At 70.9% G+C, this 19,921-nt stretch carries 16 protein-coding genes; 2 read left to right on the plus strand and 14 right to left on the minus strand.

Features of this window, described 5'->3' with window-relative positions; translation table 11 throughout:
* Positions 1-45 precede the first annotated feature (45 nt).
* The 11 genes from ACIBL4_RS00530 to solA form a co-directional block, all read right to left on the minus strand.
* Positions 46-711: a haloacid dehalogenase type II gene (locus tag ACIBL4_RS00530; RefSeq protein WP_399404988.1), complete on the minus strand. Its 666-nt coding sequence runs from the start codon at positions 709-711 to the stop codon at positions 46-48.
* Positions 712-756: 45 nt separating this feature from the next.
* Positions 757-1,695, minus strand: a complete 939-nt coding sequence (locus ACIBL4_RS00535) for an aldo/keto reductase (RefSeq protein ID WP_399404990.1) — start codon at positions 1,693-1,695, stop codon at positions 757-759.
* A gap of 22 nt (positions 1,696-1,717) precedes the next feature.
* Positions 1,718-3,211 (minus strand): aldehyde dehydrogenase family protein, encoded by a 1,494-nt coding sequence (locus ACIBL4_RS00540; protein ID WP_399404993.1) that lies wholly within the window; start codon positions 3,209-3,211, stop codon positions 1,718-1,720.
* Positions 3,208-4,161, minus strand: a complete 954-nt coding sequence (locus ACIBL4_RS00545) for a succinylglutamate desuccinylase/aspartoacylase family protein (protein ID WP_399404995.1) — start codon at positions 4,159-4,161, stop codon at positions 3,208-3,210. The genes ACIBL4_RS00540 and ACIBL4_RS00545 overlap by 4 nt, the downstream gene beginning before the upstream one ends.
* A gap of 37 nt (positions 4,162-4,198) precedes the next feature.
* Positions 4,199-5,554 carry an aminotransferase class III-fold pyridoxal phosphate-dependent enzyme gene (locus ACIBL4_RS00550; RefSeq protein ID WP_399404997.1) on the minus strand — a complete coding sequence of 452 codons (1,356 nt, stop codon included), beginning with the start codon at positions 5,552-5,554 and terminating at the stop codon, positions 4,199-4,201.
* Positions 5,551-6,414 carry an ABC transporter permease gene (locus tag ACIBL4_RS00555; RefSeq protein ID WP_399404999.1) on the minus strand — a complete coding sequence of 288 codons (864 nt, stop codon included), beginning with the start codon at positions 6,412-6,414 and terminating at the stop codon, positions 5,551-5,553. The genes ACIBL4_RS00550 and ACIBL4_RS00555 overlap by 4 nt, the downstream gene beginning before the upstream one ends.
* Positions 6,414-7,310: an ABC transporter permease gene (locus ACIBL4_RS00560; RefSeq protein WP_399405001.1), complete on the minus strand. Its 897-nt coding sequence runs from the start codon at positions 7,308-7,310 to the stop codon at positions 6,414-6,416. Before ACIBL4_RS00560 ends, ACIBL4_RS00555 begins: the two co-directional genes overlap by 1 nt.
* A gap of 3 nt (positions 7,311-7,313) precedes the next feature.
* Positions 7,314-8,453 carry an ABC transporter ATP-binding protein gene (locus ACIBL4_RS00565; protein ID WP_399405003.1) on the minus strand — a complete coding sequence of 380 codons (1,140 nt, stop codon included), beginning with the start codon at positions 8,451-8,453 and terminating at the stop codon, positions 7,314-7,316.
* Positions 8,446-9,549, minus strand: a complete 1,104-nt coding sequence (locus tag ACIBL4_RS00570) for an ABC transporter substrate-binding protein (protein ID WP_399405005.1) — start codon at positions 9,547-9,549, stop codon at positions 8,446-8,448. Before ACIBL4_RS00570 ends, ACIBL4_RS00565 begins: the two co-directional genes overlap by 8 nt.
* A gap of 84 nt (positions 9,550-9,633) precedes the next feature.
* Complete coding sequence (locus ACIBL4_RS00575; RefSeq protein WP_399405007.1) at positions 9,634-10,605, minus strand: succinylglutamate desuccinylase/aspartoacylase family protein; 972 nt, start codon at positions 10,603-10,605, stop codon at positions 9,634-9,636.
* A gap of 12 nt (positions 10,606-10,617) precedes the next feature.
* On the minus strand, positions 10,618-11,754 hold the full coding sequence (gene solA / locus ACIBL4_RS00580; RefSeq protein ID WP_399405009.1) for an N-methyl-L-tryptophan oxidase: 1,137 nt from the start codon (positions 11,752-11,754) through the stop codon (positions 10,618-10,620).
* Positions 11,755-12,033: 279 nt separating this feature from the next.
* Between solA and ACIBL4_RS00585 the strand changes: the two genes are divergently transcribed.
* Positions 12,034-12,780, plus strand: a complete 747-nt coding sequence (locus ACIBL4_RS00585) for an IclR family transcriptional regulator (protein ID WP_399406519.1) — start codon at positions 12,034-12,036, stop codon at positions 12,778-12,780.
* A gap of 294 nt (positions 12,781-13,074) precedes the next feature.
* The gene (locus tag ACIBL4_RS00590) at positions 13,075-13,821 is read left to right on the plus strand and encodes an IclR family transcriptional regulator (protein WP_399406522.1); all 747 of its coding nucleotides are present in this window, start codon (positions 13,075-13,077) and stop codon (positions 13,819-13,821) included.
* A gap of 322 nt (positions 13,822-14,143) precedes the next feature.
* Here ACIBL4_RS00590 and ACIBL4_RS00595 read toward each other — a convergent pair whose 3' ends face one another.
* Genes ACIBL4_RS00595 through ACIBL4_RS00605 form a run of 3 tightly spaced genes read right to left on the minus strand, consistent with a single transcriptional unit; the run spans position 14,144 to position 19,721 of the window.
* The gene (locus ACIBL4_RS00595) at positions 14,144-15,583 is read right to left on the minus strand and encodes an NAD-dependent succinate-semialdehyde dehydrogenase (RefSeq protein WP_399405011.1); all 1,440 of its coding nucleotides are present in this window, start codon (positions 15,581-15,583) and stop codon (positions 14,144-14,146) included.
* Positions 15,580-18,456 carry an FAD-binding and (Fe-S)-binding domain-containing protein gene (locus ACIBL4_RS00600; protein ID WP_399405013.1) on the minus strand — a complete coding sequence of 959 codons (2,877 nt, stop codon included), beginning with the start codon at positions 18,454-18,456 and terminating at the stop codon, positions 15,580-15,582. The genes ACIBL4_RS00595 and ACIBL4_RS00600 overlap by 4 nt, the downstream gene beginning before the upstream one ends.
* Positions 18,453-19,721 carry an aspartate aminotransferase family protein gene (locus tag ACIBL4_RS00605; protein ID WP_399405015.1) on the minus strand — a complete coding sequence of 423 codons (1,269 nt, stop codon included), beginning with the start codon at positions 19,719-19,721 and terminating at the stop codon, positions 18,453-18,455. Before ACIBL4_RS00605 ends, ACIBL4_RS00600 begins: the two co-directional genes overlap by 4 nt.
* Between the last annotated feature and the right edge of the window lie 200 nt (positions 19,722-19,921).

Raw genomic sequence — 19,921 nt, forward strand, 5'->3', positions numbered from 1 at the left:
GCGTCCTCGTGTCTTGTCGGTCCTGGGTCGCCGTCGGGCCGTCGGTCAGCAGCCGAGGAGCTTCGGCAGGCCCGACAGGTCGGGCAGTTCGTCGTACGGCTGGTAGTCGGCGCTGCCCGGGCGGCCGTAGCGGTTGATCCACACCCGGCGCTTGAGGCCGAGGTCGCGGGTCGGGATGTGGTCGTACTCCCAGCCCTGGGCGGTGTGGATGACCTGGGACGGCTCGACGCCCATGGCCTTGAAGGCGTGCTCGAAGGTCTGCCGGTCCGGCTTGTAGGCGCCGGCCTGCTGGGCGGTGATGACGTGGTCGAACTCCACGCCGATGTTCTCGATGTTGCGCGCGATCAGGTCGTCGTCGGTGTTGGAGATGATGGCGATCTCGTACCTGCTCTTCAGGGCGCGCAGGGCGTCCGGAACCTCCGGGAACGGGCCGAAGGTGGGGACGGCGTCGACCAGGGCGTCGCCGTCGGACTCCCGGAACTCCAGGCCGTGCAGGCGCATGGCGTTGCGCAGGCTGGAGTGCAGGATCTCGTGGTAGGGGCGGTAGGCCTCCAGGACGGCCTGGAAGCGCATGACGCGGAAGTCGTCGAGGAACTCGTCGACGTCCAGGTTGTCCAAGTCCAGCCGGTCGGACAGGACCTTCAGGGTGGTCGGGCCGAGCTGGAAGTCGACCAGGGTGCCGTAGGCGTCGAAGGTGACGATCTCTCGCATGGTGGCTAGCCTCAATTCACGGATTTCGAAGGGGATGCGGTGGCTTCAGACGACGCGTTCGCCGGGCGTGACGATCGCGTCGAGGGCGGCCAGGTCGGCCGCGTCGGGGATCCAGTCGGCCGCCGCCGCGTTGGCGGTGACCTGTGCGGGGGTCATGGCGCCGCAGATGACCGAGCCGACCGCGGGCAGTGCGGCCAGTCCGCCCACGGCGACCTGCAGGAGGGTCAGGCCACGCTCGGCGGCGTACGCGGTGAGTGCCTCGACGCGGTCGAGGGCCGCGTCGGTGAGCCAGCCCTCACGCCAGGACAGCCGGCTGCCGGGCGGGGGCTCCTGACCGCGCCGGTACTTGCCGCTGAGCAGGCCGTTGGCCAGCGGGTAGTACGGCAGGAGGCCCAGGCCGTGGCGCAGGCAGGCCGGGATCAGGTCGTTCTCCACGCTGCGGTCGAGCAGGTGGTAGCGGGCCTGGGTGCTGACGAAGGCGTCGGTGAGCTGCTCGGCCGGGAGGTTGGAGCAGCCGATGTACGCGATCTTGCCCTCGTCCACGAGTTCCCGCAGGGCGGCGACCGTTTCCTCCAGCGGGGTGACACCGTCCGGCTCGTGGTACTGGTACAGGTCGATCCGGTCGGTGCCGAGCCGGCGCAGAGAGGACTCGACGGCGTACCGGATGTAGGGGCGGGCGCCGCGCCGGCCGTACCGGTCGGCCTCGGGGCCCATCTCCATGCCGAACTTGGTGGCGAGGACGACGTCGTCACGGCGGCCCTTGAGGGCGGCGCCGAGGAGGCGTTCGCCGTCGCCGCGCGTGCCGCCCTGTTCGCCGAAGCCGCCGTACATGTCGGCGGTGTCGAACAGGGTGATCCCCGCGTCGAGGGCCGCGTGGACCACCGCCTTGGTGCCCTCCTCGTCGAGGCGGGAGCCGAAGTTGTTGCCGCCGACGCCCACGACGGAGACGGCGGGGCCGCGTTCGCCCAGCGTGCGATACCTCATGACCGGGCTCCTCTCATGGCGCTCATGACCGGCTCCCGAATCCGATGCAGACGTTCTTGGTCTGCGTGTAGCTAGCCAGCGCTTCGAGGCCCTTCTCGCGGCCCCAGCCGCTGTGCTTGTAGCCGCCGAAAGGCAGCTCGACGCCGGCGCCGACCCCGGTGGCGTTGACGTAGACCTGGCCGGCCCGGATGCCTTCGGCCAGGCGCATGGCCTTGTCGATGTCGCGGGTCCAGACGTAGGAGGACAGGCCGTACGGGCTGTCGTTGGCGATCTCGAGGGCGTCGTCGGAGTCGTCGAAGTCGATGACGGTGACGACGGGGCCGAAGATCTCCTCGCGGGCGCAACGGGCCTGGTTGGTCAGGCCGGTGAGGACGGTCGGCTCGATGTAGTACCCGTCGGCCAGGGCCGGGTCGGACGGTACGCCTCCCCCGGCTCGCACCACGGCGCCTTCCTGCCGGGCCAGTTCCAGGTATCCGAGGACCCGGTCGCGCTGCCGGGCGGCGACCAGGGGGCCGATGTCCGGATCCGTGAGACCCGGACCGACGCGCAGACCCGCGATCTTCTCCACCAGCCGGTCCAGGAACTCCTCGGCGCCGCGCTGGAGCAGCAGCCGGGTGCCCGCCGAGCACATCTGCCCGGCGTTGCTGAACGACGCGCCCAGGACGGCCTGCAGCGCCAGGTCGAAGTCGGCGTCCGCGAAGACGACGAACGGCGACTTGCCGCCCAGCTCGGTGACGGAGGGCACCACGTTGGCGGCGGCCGCCTGGGCGACCTTGATGCCGGTCGGCACCGAGCCGGTGAAGGTGACCTGGTCGATGCCGGGGTGGCCGGCAAGGACCGCGCCGGTCTCGCCGTCGCCGGGTAGGACGTTCAGCACGCCCGGCGGCAGCCCGCACTCCAGTGCGATACGGCCGATCTCCAGCGGGGTGAGCGGCGCCTCCGGGGAGGGCTTGAGCACCACGGTGCAGCCCGCGGCCAGTGCGGGGGCGGAACCCCGCGCGGTGTTCTGGAGCGGGTAGTTGAACGGGATGATCTGGCCGGAGACCCCGATCGGCTCGCGGACGGTGTAGTCGATCAGACCGGGTCCGAGGGGGATCGTGGAGCCGCCGAGCTTGTCGGCGATGCCCGCGTAGAACTCGAAGTAGCGGGCGGCTGACTCGACATCGGCCTTCGCCTGGCTGAGCGGCTTGCCGACGTCCCGGCACTCCAGTCGCGCCAGCCGCTCGCCCTCGCGCCGGATCGCCTCCGCGATGCGCAGGAGGAGCCTGCCGCGGTCCGCGGCGCGCATCCGGGCCCACTCGGGAGAGGTGAACGCCGCGCGCGCCGCCGCCACCGCCTGGTCGATGTCCGCCGGGCCGGCGTGGGAGACCTCGGCGAGGGCCGTGCCGTCCGACGGGTCGAGGACCGTGAAGCTCCGGCCGTCGGCGGCGGGAACCCGCTTGCCGTCGATCAGCAGCAGCTCGGTCAGCGGAAGTTCGTTCAACGGAAGCTCGGTCAAGGGAAGTTCGCCGCTCATGGCAGGATCTCTCCCTGCACCTCGCCGAAGATGACCACCTCGTCGCCCGGCCGCACGGTGCGGATCCGGCGCACCCAGAGCACGATGCCGTCCTGCGGGGCGCGGACCTCCTCCAGCGTGTTGCCGTAGTGGTCGACGATCTGGGCGATCAGGTCGCCTTCCTTGCAGGTCTCACCGGGTTCGGCGTGGCCGAGGAAGAAGCCGCCGGCGGCGGACCGGGCGAAGGTGCCCGAGACCGTCGTGTAGGTGTCACGCAGTTCCGCCTCGCCGTCGATCATGCCGAGTTGGCGCATGATGTTGCGGATCGAGTGGACGTGCAGGGCGACGTTCTGCTCGCGGTAGGTGCCGCCGCCCGCCTCGATGGTGACGGCGGGCTTGCCGGCCGCGAGGGTGGGGTGACGGACCGTGCCGCCCCACTTGCCGCCCTTCCAGACCAGTTCGTGTCCGGCCGCGAGAGCCAGGTCCGTGGCCAGCTCCTCGTAGCCGCCCTGGAGGATGACCAGCGGGGCGATCTCACCGAACGTGCCTCCCGTGTGCAGGTCGACCAGGGCGTCGACGGCGGGCACGACCTGCTCGACGAAGGTGGCGGCCAGCCGCAGCGAGTACGAGCCGTCCGCGTCGCCCGGGAAGATCCGGTTGAGGTTCAGGTAGTCCAGGCCGCTGGTGCGGGCCGCCGCCTCGAACGCCGGAGTGTTCATACAGGGGATGCCGACGAGGGTGCCGCGGAGGCCGACCGGGTCGATCGAGGCGAGGACGCGGCGGATGGCCTCCTGGCCGTCGTACTCGTCGCCGTGGACACCGGCGTCCACGCACAGCACCGGGCCGTCCTCGGTGCCGTTGACGACGATGAGCGGGATGCCGAGCTCCACACCGTAGGTGCTGGTGCCGACCGGGATCAGACCCTGGGCGCGCTCGCCGGGGGCGACGGTCAGGGGGCCGATGGAGTACATGTCGTTCCTTCCGAAATGGCGGACTGGAAATGGCGGACTACAGGCGGGCGGAGGCCTCGGCGAGGGTGTCCGCGATGATGTCGGCGATACGGTCCAGAAGTGCGCGGTCGCTGATCAGCGGGGGCGCGATCTGCACCAGCGGGGCGGCGCGGTTGTAGACGCGGGCGAGCAGCCCGGCCTCGCGCAGCCGGCGCGGGATCAGGTCGGCGACGAGCGCGGCGCGAGCGGTGTCGCTGAAGCCGCCGCCGTCGAGGTCGCCGACGAGTTCGAGGGCGTAGAAGTATCCGGCGCCGCGGACATCACCGACGATCGGCAGTTCGCCCAGACATGCCATGCGCCCGGCCAGGTGGCCCTGGTGGCCGCGGACGTTCTCCAGGATCCGGTCCCGCTCCATGATCTCCAGACTGCGCAGGGCGATGGCGGCGCTCAGCGGATGACCACTGAAGGTGTAGCCGTGGTTGAGGACCTCGCCCGGCTGGTTGATCACCTCCGCGACACGGTCCGAGACGAGGGTCGCGCCCATGGGGGCGTAGCCGGCGGTGATGCCCTTGGCGACGGTGACGATATCCGGGCGGGCGCCGTAGCACTCGCCGCCGAACCACTCCCCCAGCCGTCCGAAGGCGGTGATGACCTCGTCGGCGACCAGCAGGAAGCCGTAGCGGTCGGCCAGTCGGCGCAGGCCCTGCCAGTAGCCCTCCGGCGGGGTGATGCAGCCGCCCCGGTTCTGCACCGGCTCGGCGATGAGCATGGCCACGCTCTCCGGTCCCGCGGCGAGGACCGTGGCCTCCGCGTCCGCGAGCAGGTAATCGGTGAAGGCCGCCTCGTCGAGGGGCTCTTGCAGGGCGGTCCGGTCGGTGTTGGCGACGAAGTGGGTCTCCACGGCGGGCGGCCCGTACGGCTCGGTGAGGCCGGGGTCGTCCGTGAAGGACAGCGCCCCCAGGGTCAGGCCGTGGTAGGCGCCGCGCCTTGCGATCGCCTTGATCCGGCCGGGCTCACCGCGCAGGGTGTGGTACCTGCGGGCGATCTTCCAGGCGGTCTCCACCGCCTCGGCGCCGCCGCCGCTGAAGAAGACGTGCTCGATGCCGTCGGGGGCCAGGGTGGCGAGGCGCTCCGCGAGGGCCAGGCCGGTGGGGTGCGCGGAATCCGACCACAGGGGGCTGTAGCAGAGTTCGCGCAGTTGCTTCTGGGCCGCTTCGGCGATCTCGTCGGCGTAGGAGTAGCCGATCTGGCAGCAGTACAGCCCGGACAGGCCGTCGATGTAGCGGTTGCCGGCCGCGTCGTCGACGTAGGGGCCCTCGCCGTGGCGCACGACGAAGAGGTCCTTACCGGGCTTCGCGAGCGATCCGTTGGCGGTCATGTTCAGCAGCAGGTGCCGCTGAGCGGTGGCGGTCATACGGCCTCACCTCCGGGTGCGGCGATCCCTGCCGTGTTCTCGACCGACAGCAGGGAGTCCTGCCGCCCCGAGCCCAGCCAGCGCACCAGGGCCACCAGAGCGAGGGCGAGGACCGCGAAGGCGATGAGGATCGCGCTGATCGCGGTGACGCTGGGGTCGATGTCGAAGGTGAGGGAGTTGTAGATCTGTACCGGCAGGGTGACGGTGTCGACCGAGGACAGGAACTGGGAGATGTAGAACTCGTCGAAGCTGGTGATGAAGGAGAAGACCGCCGCCGCGATCATGCCGGGGGCGGCGAGGGGGAAGGTGATCCGCCGGGCGATGGTCAGCCGTCCGGCACCCATGCTGGCGGCGGCGTCCTCCAGCCGTTCGTCGATCCCGCGCAGCGTCGCCACCAGGATCAGCACCGCGATCGGTGAGGCCAGCACGGTGTGGCCGAGGGCGATGGCGATCGGGCTGCCCAGCATGGAGGCCGGTTCGAAAAGCAGGAACAGGCCCAGGGCGGTGACGATCTGCGGGATGAGCAGCGGCCCGAGGACCAGGGCGTAGACCGCGGAGCGCAGCGGCAGTTCGCTGCGGGTCAGCGCGGTCGCCGCGGTCACCCCGATGACCAGCGAGAAGACGGTGCTCATAGCGGCGACCAGGGCGCTCAGTGACAGGGCGGCCGGCCATTTGCTGCCGTCGGCGAACAGCGCCTTGTACCAGCCGAGCGTCCAGGAGTCCGGGGGGAATGCGGCGAAGGCGTTGTTGCTGAAGGAGGTGATCAGGATGACGACGATCGGCAGCGCCAGGAACAGCAGGATCATGGTGGCGGCGGCGGTCAGGGCGATCCGTCCGGCGAGGGTTCTGCGCAGCTCCATCATGACGTCCTCCGCTTCTTACGGCTGGCGCCGAAGGAGGTCATGACCTTGACCAGCAGCAGTCCCGCGAAGGTCAGCAGCAGCAGCACGACGCCCTCGGCGGCCGCCCCGTTCCACTGGTTCTGCTTCATCACCTGCTGGTTGATCAGCGAGGCGATCATCGTCTGGTCGGGGCCGCCCATCAGGGCGGGGGTGATGTAGTAGCCCAGCGAGAGGATGAAGCTGAGCAGTCCGGCACTGGCCAGCCCGGGGGCGACCAGCGGCAGGTAGACCCGGCGGAAGATCGTCACTCGCCCCGCGCCCATGCTCGCCGCGGCGGCGAGCAGCCGCCGGTCCACGCCGCGCATCACGCCGTAGAGCAGCAGCACGGTGTACGGCAGCATCACCGAGGTGGTGCCGATGACCACGCCGATCTCGTTGTACAGCAGTTGGAACGGCGCTCCGGGGACCCAGAGCTTGGCCAGGGTCTCGTTCACCAGGCCCTTGTCACCGAGCAGGATGATCCAGCCGTAGGTGCGCACCAGGGCGCTGATGAAGTGCGGCACGACCACGATCAGCATCGCCACTCCCGCCCACAGGGGCTTCAGCCGGGAGATCGCGTTGGCCAGGACGAAACCGAAGACGAGACTGAACAGCGCCGTCTCCGCGGAGATCCGTACGGTGGTCAACAGAACGGAGAGGTTGAGGCCTGTCAGAGCTTCCACGTACCAGTGCAGGGTGAGGGAGCCGTCGGTGTTCTTCAGGCTGAGGAACAGCGTGCTGAGGATCGGGTAGACGAACAGCACCAGCAGGTAGACGACGACCGGCAGCGCGTAGAGGATGCCGACCCTTGTTCTGCGGGAGGCCAGCAGCTTGCGCGGACGGGCGGGGGCGTTGGCGGTCAGGGTGGCGGCCACGGCTCACCCGCCCTGTTCTACGGGGAAGAGGTTGACGTCCTCGGGGTCGACGGTGATGCCGATCCGCTCGCCGGTGACGGGCCCGCGGCCGGCCGGTACTTCGAGACGCAGCAGCGGCGCGTCCCCGCCGTCGATGCGCACACCCGCGCGGACCAGAGTGCCGACGTACGTGGCTGTCTCGACCGTGCCGGTACAGAAACCGTCGTCCGGTGCACAGGCCCGCAGCCGGCCCGGCTGCACGGCGACCTTCACCTCGGTGCCGGAGGCCAGCCCATGGCGTCGCGCCTTCAGCAGACCGCCGGACTGGTCGAGGCGGACCACGGTGTGTTCATCGGTGTGCTGCAGGACGCGGCCGGGCAGGAAGTTGGCCGCGCCCAGGAAGTCCGCCACGAACGGGGTCCTGGGCCGCTCGAACAGCTCGCGCGGCGTGTCGAACTGCTCGATCAGACCGTTGCGCATCACCGCGATCCGGTCCGACAGCACCAGCGCCTCTTCCTGATCATGCGTCACATAGATGACGGTCAGGCCGAGTTCCTGCTGGATCACCTTGATCTCGACCTGGAGCTGATCGCGCAGCTTCTTGTCCAGCGCGCCGAGCGGCTCGTCCATGAGAATGACCGGCGGCCGGTAGACCAGCGCCCGGCACAAGGCAACGCGCTGCTGCTGACCACCCGACAGTTCCCGGGGACGACGGCCGCCGAAGCCGGACAGACCCGCGATCTCCAGGGTTTCCCCGACCCTCCTTCGGATCTCGTCCTTCGGCACCCCGCGCAGGGTGAGCGGGAAGGCGACGTTCTCACTGACCGTCATGTGCGGGAAGAGCAGGTACTGCTGGAAGACGAAGCCGAGGTTGCGCTTTTGCGGAGCGAGCTTCGTGACGTCGCGGTCCCCGACGGTGATGGTGCCGGAGTCCGGTTCACAGAACCCGGCGATCATCATCAGGGTCGTGGTCTTGCCCGACCCCGAGGCACCGAGGAAGGTGACGAACTCCCCGGCGGCGATCTCCATGGACGCCTCGTCGACCGCGACGACGTCCCCGTACGTCTTGCGCAGGGCCACCACCGACAGCGCTTTGCCCGTCGCGGTGGGCAGCTTGCCCCCGGCCACCTCCACGGACGGTGTGACCACACCGAATTCAGCCACGAGCCCACTCCAACCAGCGCTTGGTGACCGAAGCCTCGTTCTTGACCCACCAGTTGATGTCCGCGTCGAAGCCCTTGTCGTAGTACTGCGGCGCACCCGCCAGAGCGTTGCGCTCCTCGTTGGTGAGCTTCTCGTAGGCCATCGGGGACGACGGGTTCGACGGGAAGGTCTTCGCCAGGCGGGCCTGCACCTCGGGCTGCAGCGAGTAGTCCATGAGCTGGTAGGCGGCGTCCACATGGGCGGCGCCCTTGGCGATGCCGTAGCCCTGGAACTGGCGGCGCATGCCGTTGAGCTGCCGCGCGACCGGGACGCCCTGCTTCTGCAGATCGGCGATCCGGCCGTCCCAGACGGTGGATATGGTCACTTCCTGACGGCTGAGGAGCACACCGGGGAGTGGGCCGCTGTCCCAGAACTTCTTGATGTCGGACCGCAGCCGGGTCAGCACCTTGAAGGCGCGGTCCACATCCAGCGGGTACAGCTTGTCCATGGGGACGCCGTCGGCCAGCAGCGCGAACTCCAGCTCGGGCAGGTCGGCGTCCGGGTTGCACATCGAGCGGCTGCCCTTGAACGCCTTGGTGTCCCAGAAGTCCGCCCAGGTCTCCGGCTTCTTCCCCCCGAAGGCGTCGGTGCGGTACGCCATGCACTGGCCGTAGAAGCTGTTGCCGACGGCATGGTCGGTGATCTGGTTCTGAGGGATCCTGGCGCTCTTCAGGCTCTTGATCCGGTCGGTGTCCAGCCGCTCCAGGGCGTCCTGGGCCGCGAACTTGATGTGTTCCATCATCGAGTTGTTGATGAGGTCGAACTGGGGGCGGCCCTGCTTGATCTGGGCCAGCATCTGGGTGCCCTGGAGGTTGACGACCTGGACGCTGATGCCGGTCTCCTGGGTGAACGGCGTGTAGATCGCCTTCTGGAGGGCCTCCCCGAAGGAGCCGCCGCTGTCGCGGACGACCACCGACTTGCCGCCGCCCTTGGCGCTGCTGGACGAAGCCCGGCTGGTGCCGGTGCCGCAGGCCGCGAGCGAGGGCACGGCGGCGAGGGCGGCCAGGCCGCCTGCTCCGCGCAGGAGCGCTCTGCGACCGATCATGGGATCACTCATGACAAATCTCCTGAAATTGGCGCGTGGGAACCAGCTGTTCGAGGTGAGTGGTGCTTCGAGGGGCGGGTCTGTGGGTGGTGCCGGTCAGTCGTGCGGCACCGCGATGGCGGCGAGTTCGGCGCCGGTGGCGACGGTGAGCCCGTTCATGCCGTAGAGGATCTGTCCGGTGGCGGTGGCGGTGACCTTGTGTTCGCTGCCGTCGGCCGGGTCGATGACGCGGCCGACGGCCTGACCTTCTGTCACCTCGTCGCCGGTCGCGGCGTCCGGGTACCACAGGCCGGTGGCCGGTGAGACGACGGAGCCGGTCCAGACCCAGTCGCGCGGCTGCGCGGTCACCGGTGCGACGTGGTGCGGCGCATCGATGACGCCGAGTTGATGCAGCAGCCGGTACAGGCCGTCGAGCAGGGCCCTTGCCTGGGCGGGGTCGCGTTCGCCGAGCTGGCCGGTCTCGATGAGGATCGCGGGGATGCCCTGCCGGGCGGCCGCGGCGTGGCTGTTTCCGCCTTCGGCGTTGCGGCCGAACAGGACTCGTTCGTAGCCGACGGCATGAGCCATGGCCCGCGTCCTGGCGTCCAGTTCCGCGTCGGAAGTGAGGCGGTAGCCGACGAAGTCGAGCAGGGTCTCGTCGATGCCCCCGCTGTGCAGGTCGGCGTAGGCGTCGGCGCCGGAGATGACGTTCTCGAAGAGCCAGGCCGCCAGCCGCTCGGTGGGTCCGCCGTCCTTGTCGCCGGGGAAGACGCGGTTGATGTTGACGTCGTCCAGCGGGGACTTGCCGAGGCGGCCGTCGTACACCGCCGGCGGGTTGGCCACGGGGCAGATCACCACCTGGCCGGTGACGTCGTCCGGCTCCAGGAAACCGGCCAGGCGGGTGGCCGCGTCGATACCGACGAACTCGCCTCCGTGGACGCCGCCGGTGATGACGACCCGGGGCCCGGGGCGGGAGCCGTTGACGAGGACGAGGGGGATCTCGACGGTCGTGGGTCCGAGGTCCACGGGGATCACCCCGCGGGTCTTGCGGCCCGGCTCGGCCCGGAGCCGGCCTACGGTGAGTGTCATGTCGTTCCTCATTCAGGCGGTGGTGCGGCCGAGCGTGCTGATGAAGTCGATCGGCTGGGAGGACGTGCCGTCCAACGCCAGGTCGGCGGCGATGTCCCCGAAGGCGGGTGAGAGTTTGAAGCCGTGGCCGGAGAAGCCCGCGAGCAGTACGACGTTGTCGGCGCCGGGCAGCGGGCCGATCAGCGGGCGGCTGCTCTCGGTGTAGCCCTCCATGTAGACGGCCAGGCGGGTCGGGTCCGGGTGCAGGTCCGGCAGGTGGCGGCGGATCTGCTCGGTGAAGATGTCCAGCTCCTCCGGCTGGACGGTGCGGTCCAGCGCGTTGGGGTCGCCGGCGGGCTTGTGCAGCGCGCGGGAGAGGCCGAGCTTGACGGAGACGCCGTCCGGGGAGGGCAGTCCGTAGCAGTGCGTGGGGGTCGTGCGGATGAACGCGGGACGCTCCTCGCCGAACCAGGCGTCGGTGGTGGGCACGTACCAGGCGCTGATCAGGCGGCGGATGTCCACCTCCCACGGCAGGTCGGGGAGCAGATCGTTCACCCAGGGGCCGACGGTGACCACGACCGCGTCGAAGCGCTCGCTGCCGGTGTCGGTGCGTACCTCCACGCCACCGCCGGCCGGGGTGATCTCCCGCACCGGCGTGTAGCGCTCGATACGGGCACCCAGCTGCTCGGCGCGCCGGGCCGCGGTCTGGACGGTGAGCTCGGGCCGGATGAAGCCGGCGCGGCGGTCGAGCACGGCCGCGTCGCCGTCCTCCAGCCGGTACTGCGGGAAGCGCTTGGCCATGGCCTCGGCGTCGAGCACCTCGTGATCGAGGCCGTGCTCGGCGATGGACTGCAGGACCGTGGCCATCTGCTGGTGCTTGGTGGACCCCATGAGCAGGCATCCGGTCAGGCGGCGCAGCTCGCGTCCGGTCTCCTGCTGGAGCCGCTCCCACAGGACGTCGGCGTGCTTGAGGAGCGGGACGTACCGGGAGTCCTCGAAGTGCGCGCTGCGGAAGATGCGGGTCTCGCCGCCGGCGGCGCTGCGGTCGTGGCCGGGGGCGAAGCGGTCGTAGGCGACGACTTCCGCGCCACGGGCCGCGAGGCGCCAGGCGGCCTGGCTTCCCATGGTTCCCACGCCGACGACGGCGACTCGCTTCCTGCCAGCTGACACGGGCTTTCCTTTCGTATCGCCGGGGCGCATGCTGAGCCCCGGCGTGAGGCTGTTCGATTCGAGGCGGTTCGGGCGGAGGGGGCGGGGCCTTCGGGGGACCTCGGCTCACGAACGCCCTGTCTCGGAGTTCCGGCTGTGTCCTCGGGATCTTCCGGCGAGCCGTGCCACAATGTGGAATGCTGTGCTAGTATCTGGCACAGAGAATGACAGCGGCTCCCAGGGGAGTCAAGAGGTGTCCGCCAGGGATTCTGAGGATTAACAGGGGGAAACCGGATGGAAATGAAGAGCGTCACCAGGTCGCTGCGTGTTCTGGAGGCGGTGGCCCAGCATCAGCCGGTCACCGTGGGGGAATTGACGAAGATCTTCGGCCTTCCGAAGTCGACCGTGCAGCGCACCCTGGTCACGCTGGCCGAGGCCGGCTGGCTGCGGGCCAACCGCAAGGACACCACCCGCTGGGAGATCGGCGCCCGCGTCCTGGCCGTACGGCCCGCCGCGCTCCAGGGGTCCAGCCTGTTCGCCGCCGCGCGCGAGCCCATGGTCCGCCTGAGGGACACGGTGAACGAGACGATCCACCTGTCGGTGCCGGACGCGTTGCAGTGCATGGTCGTGGTGGACCGCGTGGACTGCAGTCACGCCGTACGGACGTTCCACACCGTCGGCGACACCTCGCCCCTGCACGCCACCGCGACCGGGCGTGCCGTCCTGGCCCATCTGCCGAAGCAGGACGTCGAGGAGCTCATCGCTCAGGGGCTGGAGCGCTACAGCGAGACGACACCCACCGACCCGGACGAGCTGCGCGCCGAGCTGGACCGGATCCGCGTCGACGGATACGCGGTCAACCGCAACCAGTACCGGCCGGACGTCTGCGCGATCGCCGCGCCCGTCCTCGACGAGGAGGGCACGCCACTGGCGACCGTGGCCATCTCCATGCCCGACTCGCGCTACGACGCGGACCGGCTGCCCGAGTGGGGCCGCCTGGTCGCCGACGCCGCCGCGGAGATCTCAGGGCGCCGCATGGGCGCCTGACCGGGCACCGGCAAAGGGCCGGCCCTCACGCATCAGCGTGGGGGCCAGCCCATTTCTCACGTTCGGACGACAGCCGCCACCCTGCGCCCGGCCGGGGGGAGGGCCGGGCGCAGGGGGCCGCCCCGCGGGGGCAGGCGCAGTCAGGGTGCTACCGCCGTTCGTCACCGCGGGACCCTGGACGCATGCCGTAATGTGGAACGCCATGCTAATATCCGGCACGATCATGCCTGCGACCCCGAGAGGGAGTCAAGAGGTTGAGACCGACGAACGAAGACTGACGGGGCCTCGATGGAAATGAAGAGCGTGACCAGGTCGTTGCGCATCCTGGAGGCGGTCGCCCACCACCAGCCCGTGACGGTGGGCGAGTTGACGAAGCTCTTCGGCCTGCCCAAGTCGACGGTGCAGCGCACGCTGGTCAGCCTGAGCGAGGCGGGATGGCTGCGGGCGAACCGCCGGGACACCACCCGCTGGGAGATCGGTGCCCGGGTGCTCGCCGTACGTCCGGCGGCACTTCAGGGCTCCAGCCTGTTCGCGGCGGCGAGGGAGCCCATGATCCGGCTGCGCGACGCGCTGAACGAGACGATCCACCTGTCGGTGCCGGACGCCCTGCAGTGCATGGTCGTCGTCGACCGGGTCGACTGCGCTCACGCGGTGCGGACGTACCACGCGATCGGCGACACCTCTCCCCTGCACGCCACCGCCACCGGGCGCGCGATCCTGGCCCATCTGCCGCCCGCCGACGTGGACGAACTGGTCGCCCAGGGGCTGGAGCGCTACAGCGACGCGACCACGGTCGACCCGGCCGAGTTGCGCGCCGAGCTGAAGCGGGTGCGCACGGACGGCTACGCCGTCAACCGCAACCAGTACCGTCCCGATGTCTGCGCGATCGCCGCGCCCGTCGTCGACGAGAACGGCACACCGCTCGCCTCCGTGGCCGTCTCCATGCCCGACTCCCGCTATGACGCCGACCGGCTGCCCGAGTGGGGCCGCCTGGTCGCCGACACGGCGTCCGGCATCAGTGACCGCCGACTGGGCGCGTGACGGCGCCCCCTGCCGCCGCCGGTCGGCGGGGGGTGTGACCCGTTTCCGCGTCAGGGGCGGCCCGCGCTCTGTTTGTCCACCACTTCCGCGGCGCGGCCGTGCTCCCAGAAGTCGTCCTGGCCCGGGGTGTGACTCGCCATGATGCTTTCTCCGATGTCATGGGGCCGGTGCCCCGGCCGTGTCGGCCGTATGCCCCGTGCCCGGCCGGGGGGAGGGGGAGGCCGGGCACGGGGCGCCCGCGTGCGGCCCGGGGGGTGGGACGGTACGCGGGGGCTGTACCCGCGGTGCGTGATGGGAGACGTGCGTCAGGCGGGAAACGCCGTCACCGCACGGGCACCGCGACGTACTGGTACTCCAGGAACTCCTCGATGCCGACCCGGCCGCCCTCACGGCCGAGGCCGGACTGCTTGACCCCGCCGAACGGTGCGGCCGGGTTGGAGACGAGGCCGGTGTTCAGGCCCACCATGCCGACCTCCAGGCGTTCGCTGACGCGCAGGCCGCGGTCCAGGCCCTGGGTGAAGACGTAACCGACCAGGCCCCAGGGTGTGTCGTTGGCCCGGCGCAGCACCTCGTCCTCGTCGTCGAAGGTGAGGATCGCGGCCACGGGGCCGAAGATCTCCGTGTCCATCAGGCGGCTCTCGGGAGAGACGTCCGTGAGCACGGTCGGCGGGTAGAAGCAGCCCGGTCCCTCCGGCGTACGGCCGCCGACCAGCACCTGGGCGCCGCGCTCCACCGCGTCGGCGACGAGTTCCTCGACCTTGCCGCGTCCGGTCCGGTCGATCAGCGGGCCGACGTCGACTCCCTCTCGGGTGCCGGGACCGACCACGAGCGCGCCCATCCGCTCGGCGAGCCGCCGGCCGAACTCGTCCGCGACCGACCGGTGGACGAAGAAACGGTTCGCGGCGGTGCAGGCCTCGCCCATGTTGCGCATCTTGGCGACCATGGCGCCGTCCACGGCCACGTCGAGGTCGGCGTCGTCGAAGACGATGAACGGCGCGTTGCCGCCCAGCTCCATCGAGGTGCGGACGACCGTGTCGGCGCACTGGGCGAGCAGGATGCGGCCGACGCCGGTGGAGCCGGTGAAGGAGAGCTTGCGGATCCGGCCGCCGCGCAGCAGCGGCTCGCACACCTCTCCGGCGCGGGAGGTGGTGACGACGTTCAGCACGCCGTCCGGCAGGCCGGCCTCCTGGAGGATGCCCGCCAGCGCGAGGCTGGAGAGTGGGGTCTGCGGGGCCGGCTTGAGGATCATCGTGCAGCCCGCCGCGATGGCCGGGCCGATCTTGCGGGTGCCCATGGCCAGCGGGAAGTTCCACGGTGTGATCAGCAGGCAGGGCCCGACCGGGCGGCGGGAGAGCAGCATGCGGTTGCGCCCGTCGGGCAGCGTGCCGCAGTCGCCGTCGATGCGGACGGCCTCCTCGGAGAACCAGCGGAAGAACTCGGCGGCGTACGCCACCTCTCCCCTGGCCTCGGCGAGCGGCTTGCCCATCTCGGACGTCATCAGGTGGGCGAGCTCGTCGGTGCGCTCCAGGATGAGCTCGTAGGCGCGGCGCAGGATCTCGCTGCGCGCCCGGGGCGCCGTTCGGGCCCACTCCTGCTGTGCCTGGACGGCCGCCTCCTCCGCGAGCCGGGCGTCCTTGGGGCCCGCGTCGGCGACCTCGCAGAGGATCTCGCCGGTCGCGGGGTCGTCGACGGGCATGGTGGCGCCGTCCGCGGCGTCCACCCAGGCACCGCCGATGAACAACTGGGTCAGTACCTCGGTCATGTCGTCTCTCCTGGTCGGTCGGCGGCGGGGTCGAGGAGTTCCGCGAGGTGCAGGGCGCGGACGCCGCGGTCTCCGGCGAGATGGTCGATCTGGGTGGCGCAGCTGAAGCCGTCGGCCACGACGGTGCGTCCGTCGAGGTGGTCGATACGGGGTTTGAGGGCGAGATCGGCGACGGCCATCGAGGTGTCGTAGTGCTCTGCCTCGAAGCCGAAGTTCCCGGCGAGTCCGCAGCAGCCCTCGGCCTCGTCGACGCCACGTACGCCGAGCCGGCGCAGCAGGTCGGCGGGGCGGCGGCCCTTGAAGGTGGCGTACTCGTGGCAGTGGGTCTGGAGCACGACGTTCAAGGGCAGCGGCGGCGGGCCCCAGTCCTGGTCGGCGAGGTCGGTGAGGGCCCCGGTGAAGGTGTGGACGCGGCTCGCCACGCGCTGGGCGGCCTCGGTGCCGAGCAGTTCGGGAACGTCACGCTTCAACGCGGCCGCACAGCTGGGCTCAGCCACGATGATCGGCCGGTCGTCACCGTCGTCGAGCGCGGCGACCGTGCGGGCCATGATCTTGCGGGCGACGTTCAGCTGTCCGGTGCTGACCCAGGTCAGCCCGCAGCACAGTCCGTCCTGGGGCGCGCAGGGGATGCCGGCGTCGGCCAGCACACGGCTCGCGGCGCCCGCGACCTCGGGGCGGAAGGCGCGGGTGAAGCTGTCGACGAAGAGCACGGCCTTCGCGGGCCCTGGCGTCCTGGCCGCGCGCAGGGTCTTGCGCAGGGTGCGGCGGGAGGCGAAGGCGGGGATCCTCCGCTTGGTCGTGACGCCGCCGAGACGGGCCAGGAGCCTGCCGAGCGGCCCGCGCAGCAGTGCGTTGACCGGCCGGGCGGCGTAACCGGCAAGCGCGGAGGTTCTGGGCAGCCAGCCGAGGGAGTAGTGGGAACGGGGGCGCAGGCGGCCCTTGTAGTGCTGGTGGAGGAACTCCGCCTTGTAGGTGGCCATGTCGACGCCGACCGGACAGTCGCTGGAGCAGGCCTTGCAGGACAGGCACAGATCGAGGGCGTCCTTGACCTCGGTCGAGCGCCAGCCGTCCCGCACGGCCTCACCGCGCACCATCTCCTGGAGCATGCGGGCCCGGCCGCGGGTGGAGGCGTTCTCCTCGCCCGTGGCCCGGTAGCTCGGGCACATCACCCCGCCCGCGTCACTGCGGCAGCGGCCGACACCGACGCAGCGGCGCACGGCGCCCGCGAATCCGTCCTCGTCATGGGGGAAGCCGAAGGTCGTGTCCAGCAGCGGGAGTTCCCGCAGCGCGAGGTCGGCGTCCAAGGGGGCCGGGTCGACGATCACGCCGGGGTTGAGCAGCCCGTCGGGGTCGAAGGTCTTCTTGAACGCGGCGAACGCGGCGATCATGCGGTGGCTGTACATGACCTCCAGCAGCTCACTGCGGGCACGTCCGTCGCCGTGCTCTCCCGACAGCGTGCCGCCGTGCCCGACGACCAGGGCGGCCGCCTCGGTCAGGAAGCGCCGCATGACCGTCCGGCCGGTCTCGGTGGCCAGGTCGAAGTCGATGCGCACGTGGACGCAGCCCGCGCCGAAGTGCCCGTACATCACGCCGGTCAGTTCGTGCGAGGCCAGCAGCTTGCGGAAGTCGCGCAGGTAGGCGGCCAGGTTCTCCGGGGCGACGGCCGCGTCCTCCCAGCCCGGCCAGGACTCCCCGCCGTCCACGAGCCGGGCGGCCAGCCCGGCCCCGTCCTCACGCACCCGCCACAACGAGCGCCGCTCGGCCGGAGTCTCGACGACCCGGCCGCCGGTCATGCGCCCCCGGGCCTTGAGAGCGTCGAGGAGCTCGGCGGCGCGGGCGTTCACCGCGGCCTGGTCGTCGCCTTCGAGCTCGACGTACAGCCAGGCCCGTCCCTCCGGCAGCCCGGTGACGGAGTCCGGGCCGCGCCGGGCGCGCATGGTGGCGACGATCGCCTCGTCCATGCCTTCGACGGCGCTGGGTGACCAGCGCAGGATCTCCGGCACGTCCTGGGCCGCTTCGACCACGTCCTCGTAGCCGAGCGTCAGCAGGGTGGAGGCCTGTGCGGTCGCCACCAGGCGGACCGTCGCGGCGGTGACGACCGCACAGGTGCCTTCGGTGCCCACGAGGGCGCGAGCCAGGTCGAAGCCTTTCTCGGGCAGCAGGTGCTGCAGCTGGAAGCCGGAGACCTGGCGCGGGATGCGGCCCAGTTCGGTGCGGATCAGCGCGAGGTTGTCCTCGACCAGCCGCCTGAGGTCGGATTCGAGCCGGGCGACGCGCCGCACAGCTTCCGCGTCGCCCGGCTCCGCGGCACGCAGCCCGGAGTGGTCGGCCACGGCCCGCACGCCGTCGGCCGTCACGATCTCCAGGGCCTCGACGTGCCCGCTCGTCCGTCCATCACGGACGGACCGGTTGCCGCAGGCGTCGTTGCCGATCATGCCTCCGAGGGTGCAACGGCTGTGCGAGGACGGATCCGGTCCGAAGTCCAACCCGTGCAACGCCGTCGCCCCGCGCAGCGCGTCCAGGACGACACCGGCCTCCACCCGCGCGGTACGGCCCTCGACGTCGATGTCCAGGATCCGGTTCATGTACCGCGAGAAGTCCAGGACGACCCCGAGCCCGACGGCGTTGCCCGCCATGCTGGTGCCGCCACCCCGGGCCGTGACCGGGACGCCGGCCTCCCGGCAGGCCCGCAGCACCGCGACCACGTCGTCGGCGGTGCGCGGGAAGGCCACGGCTCGGGGCGGCACACGGTAGTTGGAGGCGTCGTAGGCGTAGGGGCCCGTCGCCCCCGGGCCGGTCTCCACCCGCAGACCGGGCGCGATCTCGGCGATCCGGGCCGTGAGACCCGCCAGGTCGCGGGTGGCGGTGGTCATCGCTCCGCCGCTCCGGAGGTGCCGGCCTCGACGGCGTTCGTCCAGGCCTGGAGGCCCTCGTCCACGCCCGCCTCGTCGATCACGAGCGCGGGGATCATGCGGACGACCTGGTTCCACGCACCGCACAGCAGCAGGAGCAGGCCCTCGTCGATGGCCGCGCGCTGCACGCGGGCGGCGGTCTCGGGGTCGGGGCCGCCGTCCTCGGTGACGAACTCGGTGGCGAGCATCAGGCCGAGGCCGCGGACGTCGCCGATGCCCGGGGTCCGGTCGGCCACCGCCTCCAGGCCGTGGCGCAGCCGCTTGCCCATCGTCTCGGCGTTCTCGACGAGCTTCTCGTCGCGTACGACGTCGAGGGTGGCGCAGGCGGCGGCGCAGGCGACGGCGTTGGCGCCGTACGTGCCGCCCTGCGAGCCGGGCCAGGCCTTGGTCATCAGTTCCTCGGAGGCGGCGATGCCGGAGAGGGGGAAGCCGCTGGCCAGGCCCTTGGCGGTGACGAGGATGTCCGGGGTGACGCCGAAGTGGTCGTGGCCCCAGAAGCGCCCGGTGCGGCCGACGCCGGTCTGCACCTCGTCGAGGATCAGCAGGAAGCCGTGCCGGTCGGCCCGTTCCCGCAGCCCTTCCATGAAGGCGCTGTTCGCGGGCACGTACCCGCCCTCGCCGAGCACCGGCTCGACGATGATCGCGGCCGTGTCGGCGGGCGAGGAGATCGTCTGGAGGGTGTAGTCGAGCTCCTTCAGCGCGAAGCGGGTGGCGGTCTCCTCGTCCCAGCCGTAGCGGAAGGCCGTCGGGAACGGGGTGACGACGACACCGCTCATCAGCGGGGAGAAACCGGACCGGAAGCGGGTCCCGGACGTGGTCATGGAGGCGGCGGCGACCGTACGGCCGTGGAAACCGCCGTGACAGACGATGACGTTGGGCCGGCCGGTGGCCTGGCGCGCCAGCCGCAGTGCCGCCTCGACGGCCTCGCTGCCGGAGTTGGTGAAGAACAGGCTGTCCAGGCCGGCCGGCAGCACCTCGCCCAGCTTGTCGACGAGGCGGCGCAGCGGCTGGTGCATGACGGTGGTGTACTGGCCGTGGATCAGCGTGCCCACCTGCTCCTGCGCCGCCGCCACGACCTTGGGGTGGCAGTGCCCGGTGCTGGTGACGCCGATGCCGGCGGTGAAGTCGAGGTAGCGGCGGCCGTCCTCGCCGTAGAGGTGGACGCCCTCGCCCCGGGCCGCCACCACGGGCGTGGCCTGGCGAAGGTGCGGCGACAGTGCGGTCATTTCGTCTCCCGGCCGTGCGTCGAGGTCTGATGGGTTGCTCAGCTCCGGTACCCGAGCATCCAAGCCGCCGCGGAAGGCGACAACGCGTGATCTGTCCAGCCGGAACGCGTTGTTCGGACGTTGTGTCAACCGCCGGACCCCTCGGTTCCCGCCCGCCCCTCCCGTGGGCAGCTCTTGCGCAGGTCAGTGCCGCTTGTCAG

The organism is Streptomyces sp. NPDC050416 (assembly GCF_044458845.1).
Classification (GTDB): domain Bacteria; phylum Actinomycetota; class Actinomycetes; order Streptomycetales; family Streptomycetaceae; genus Streptomyces.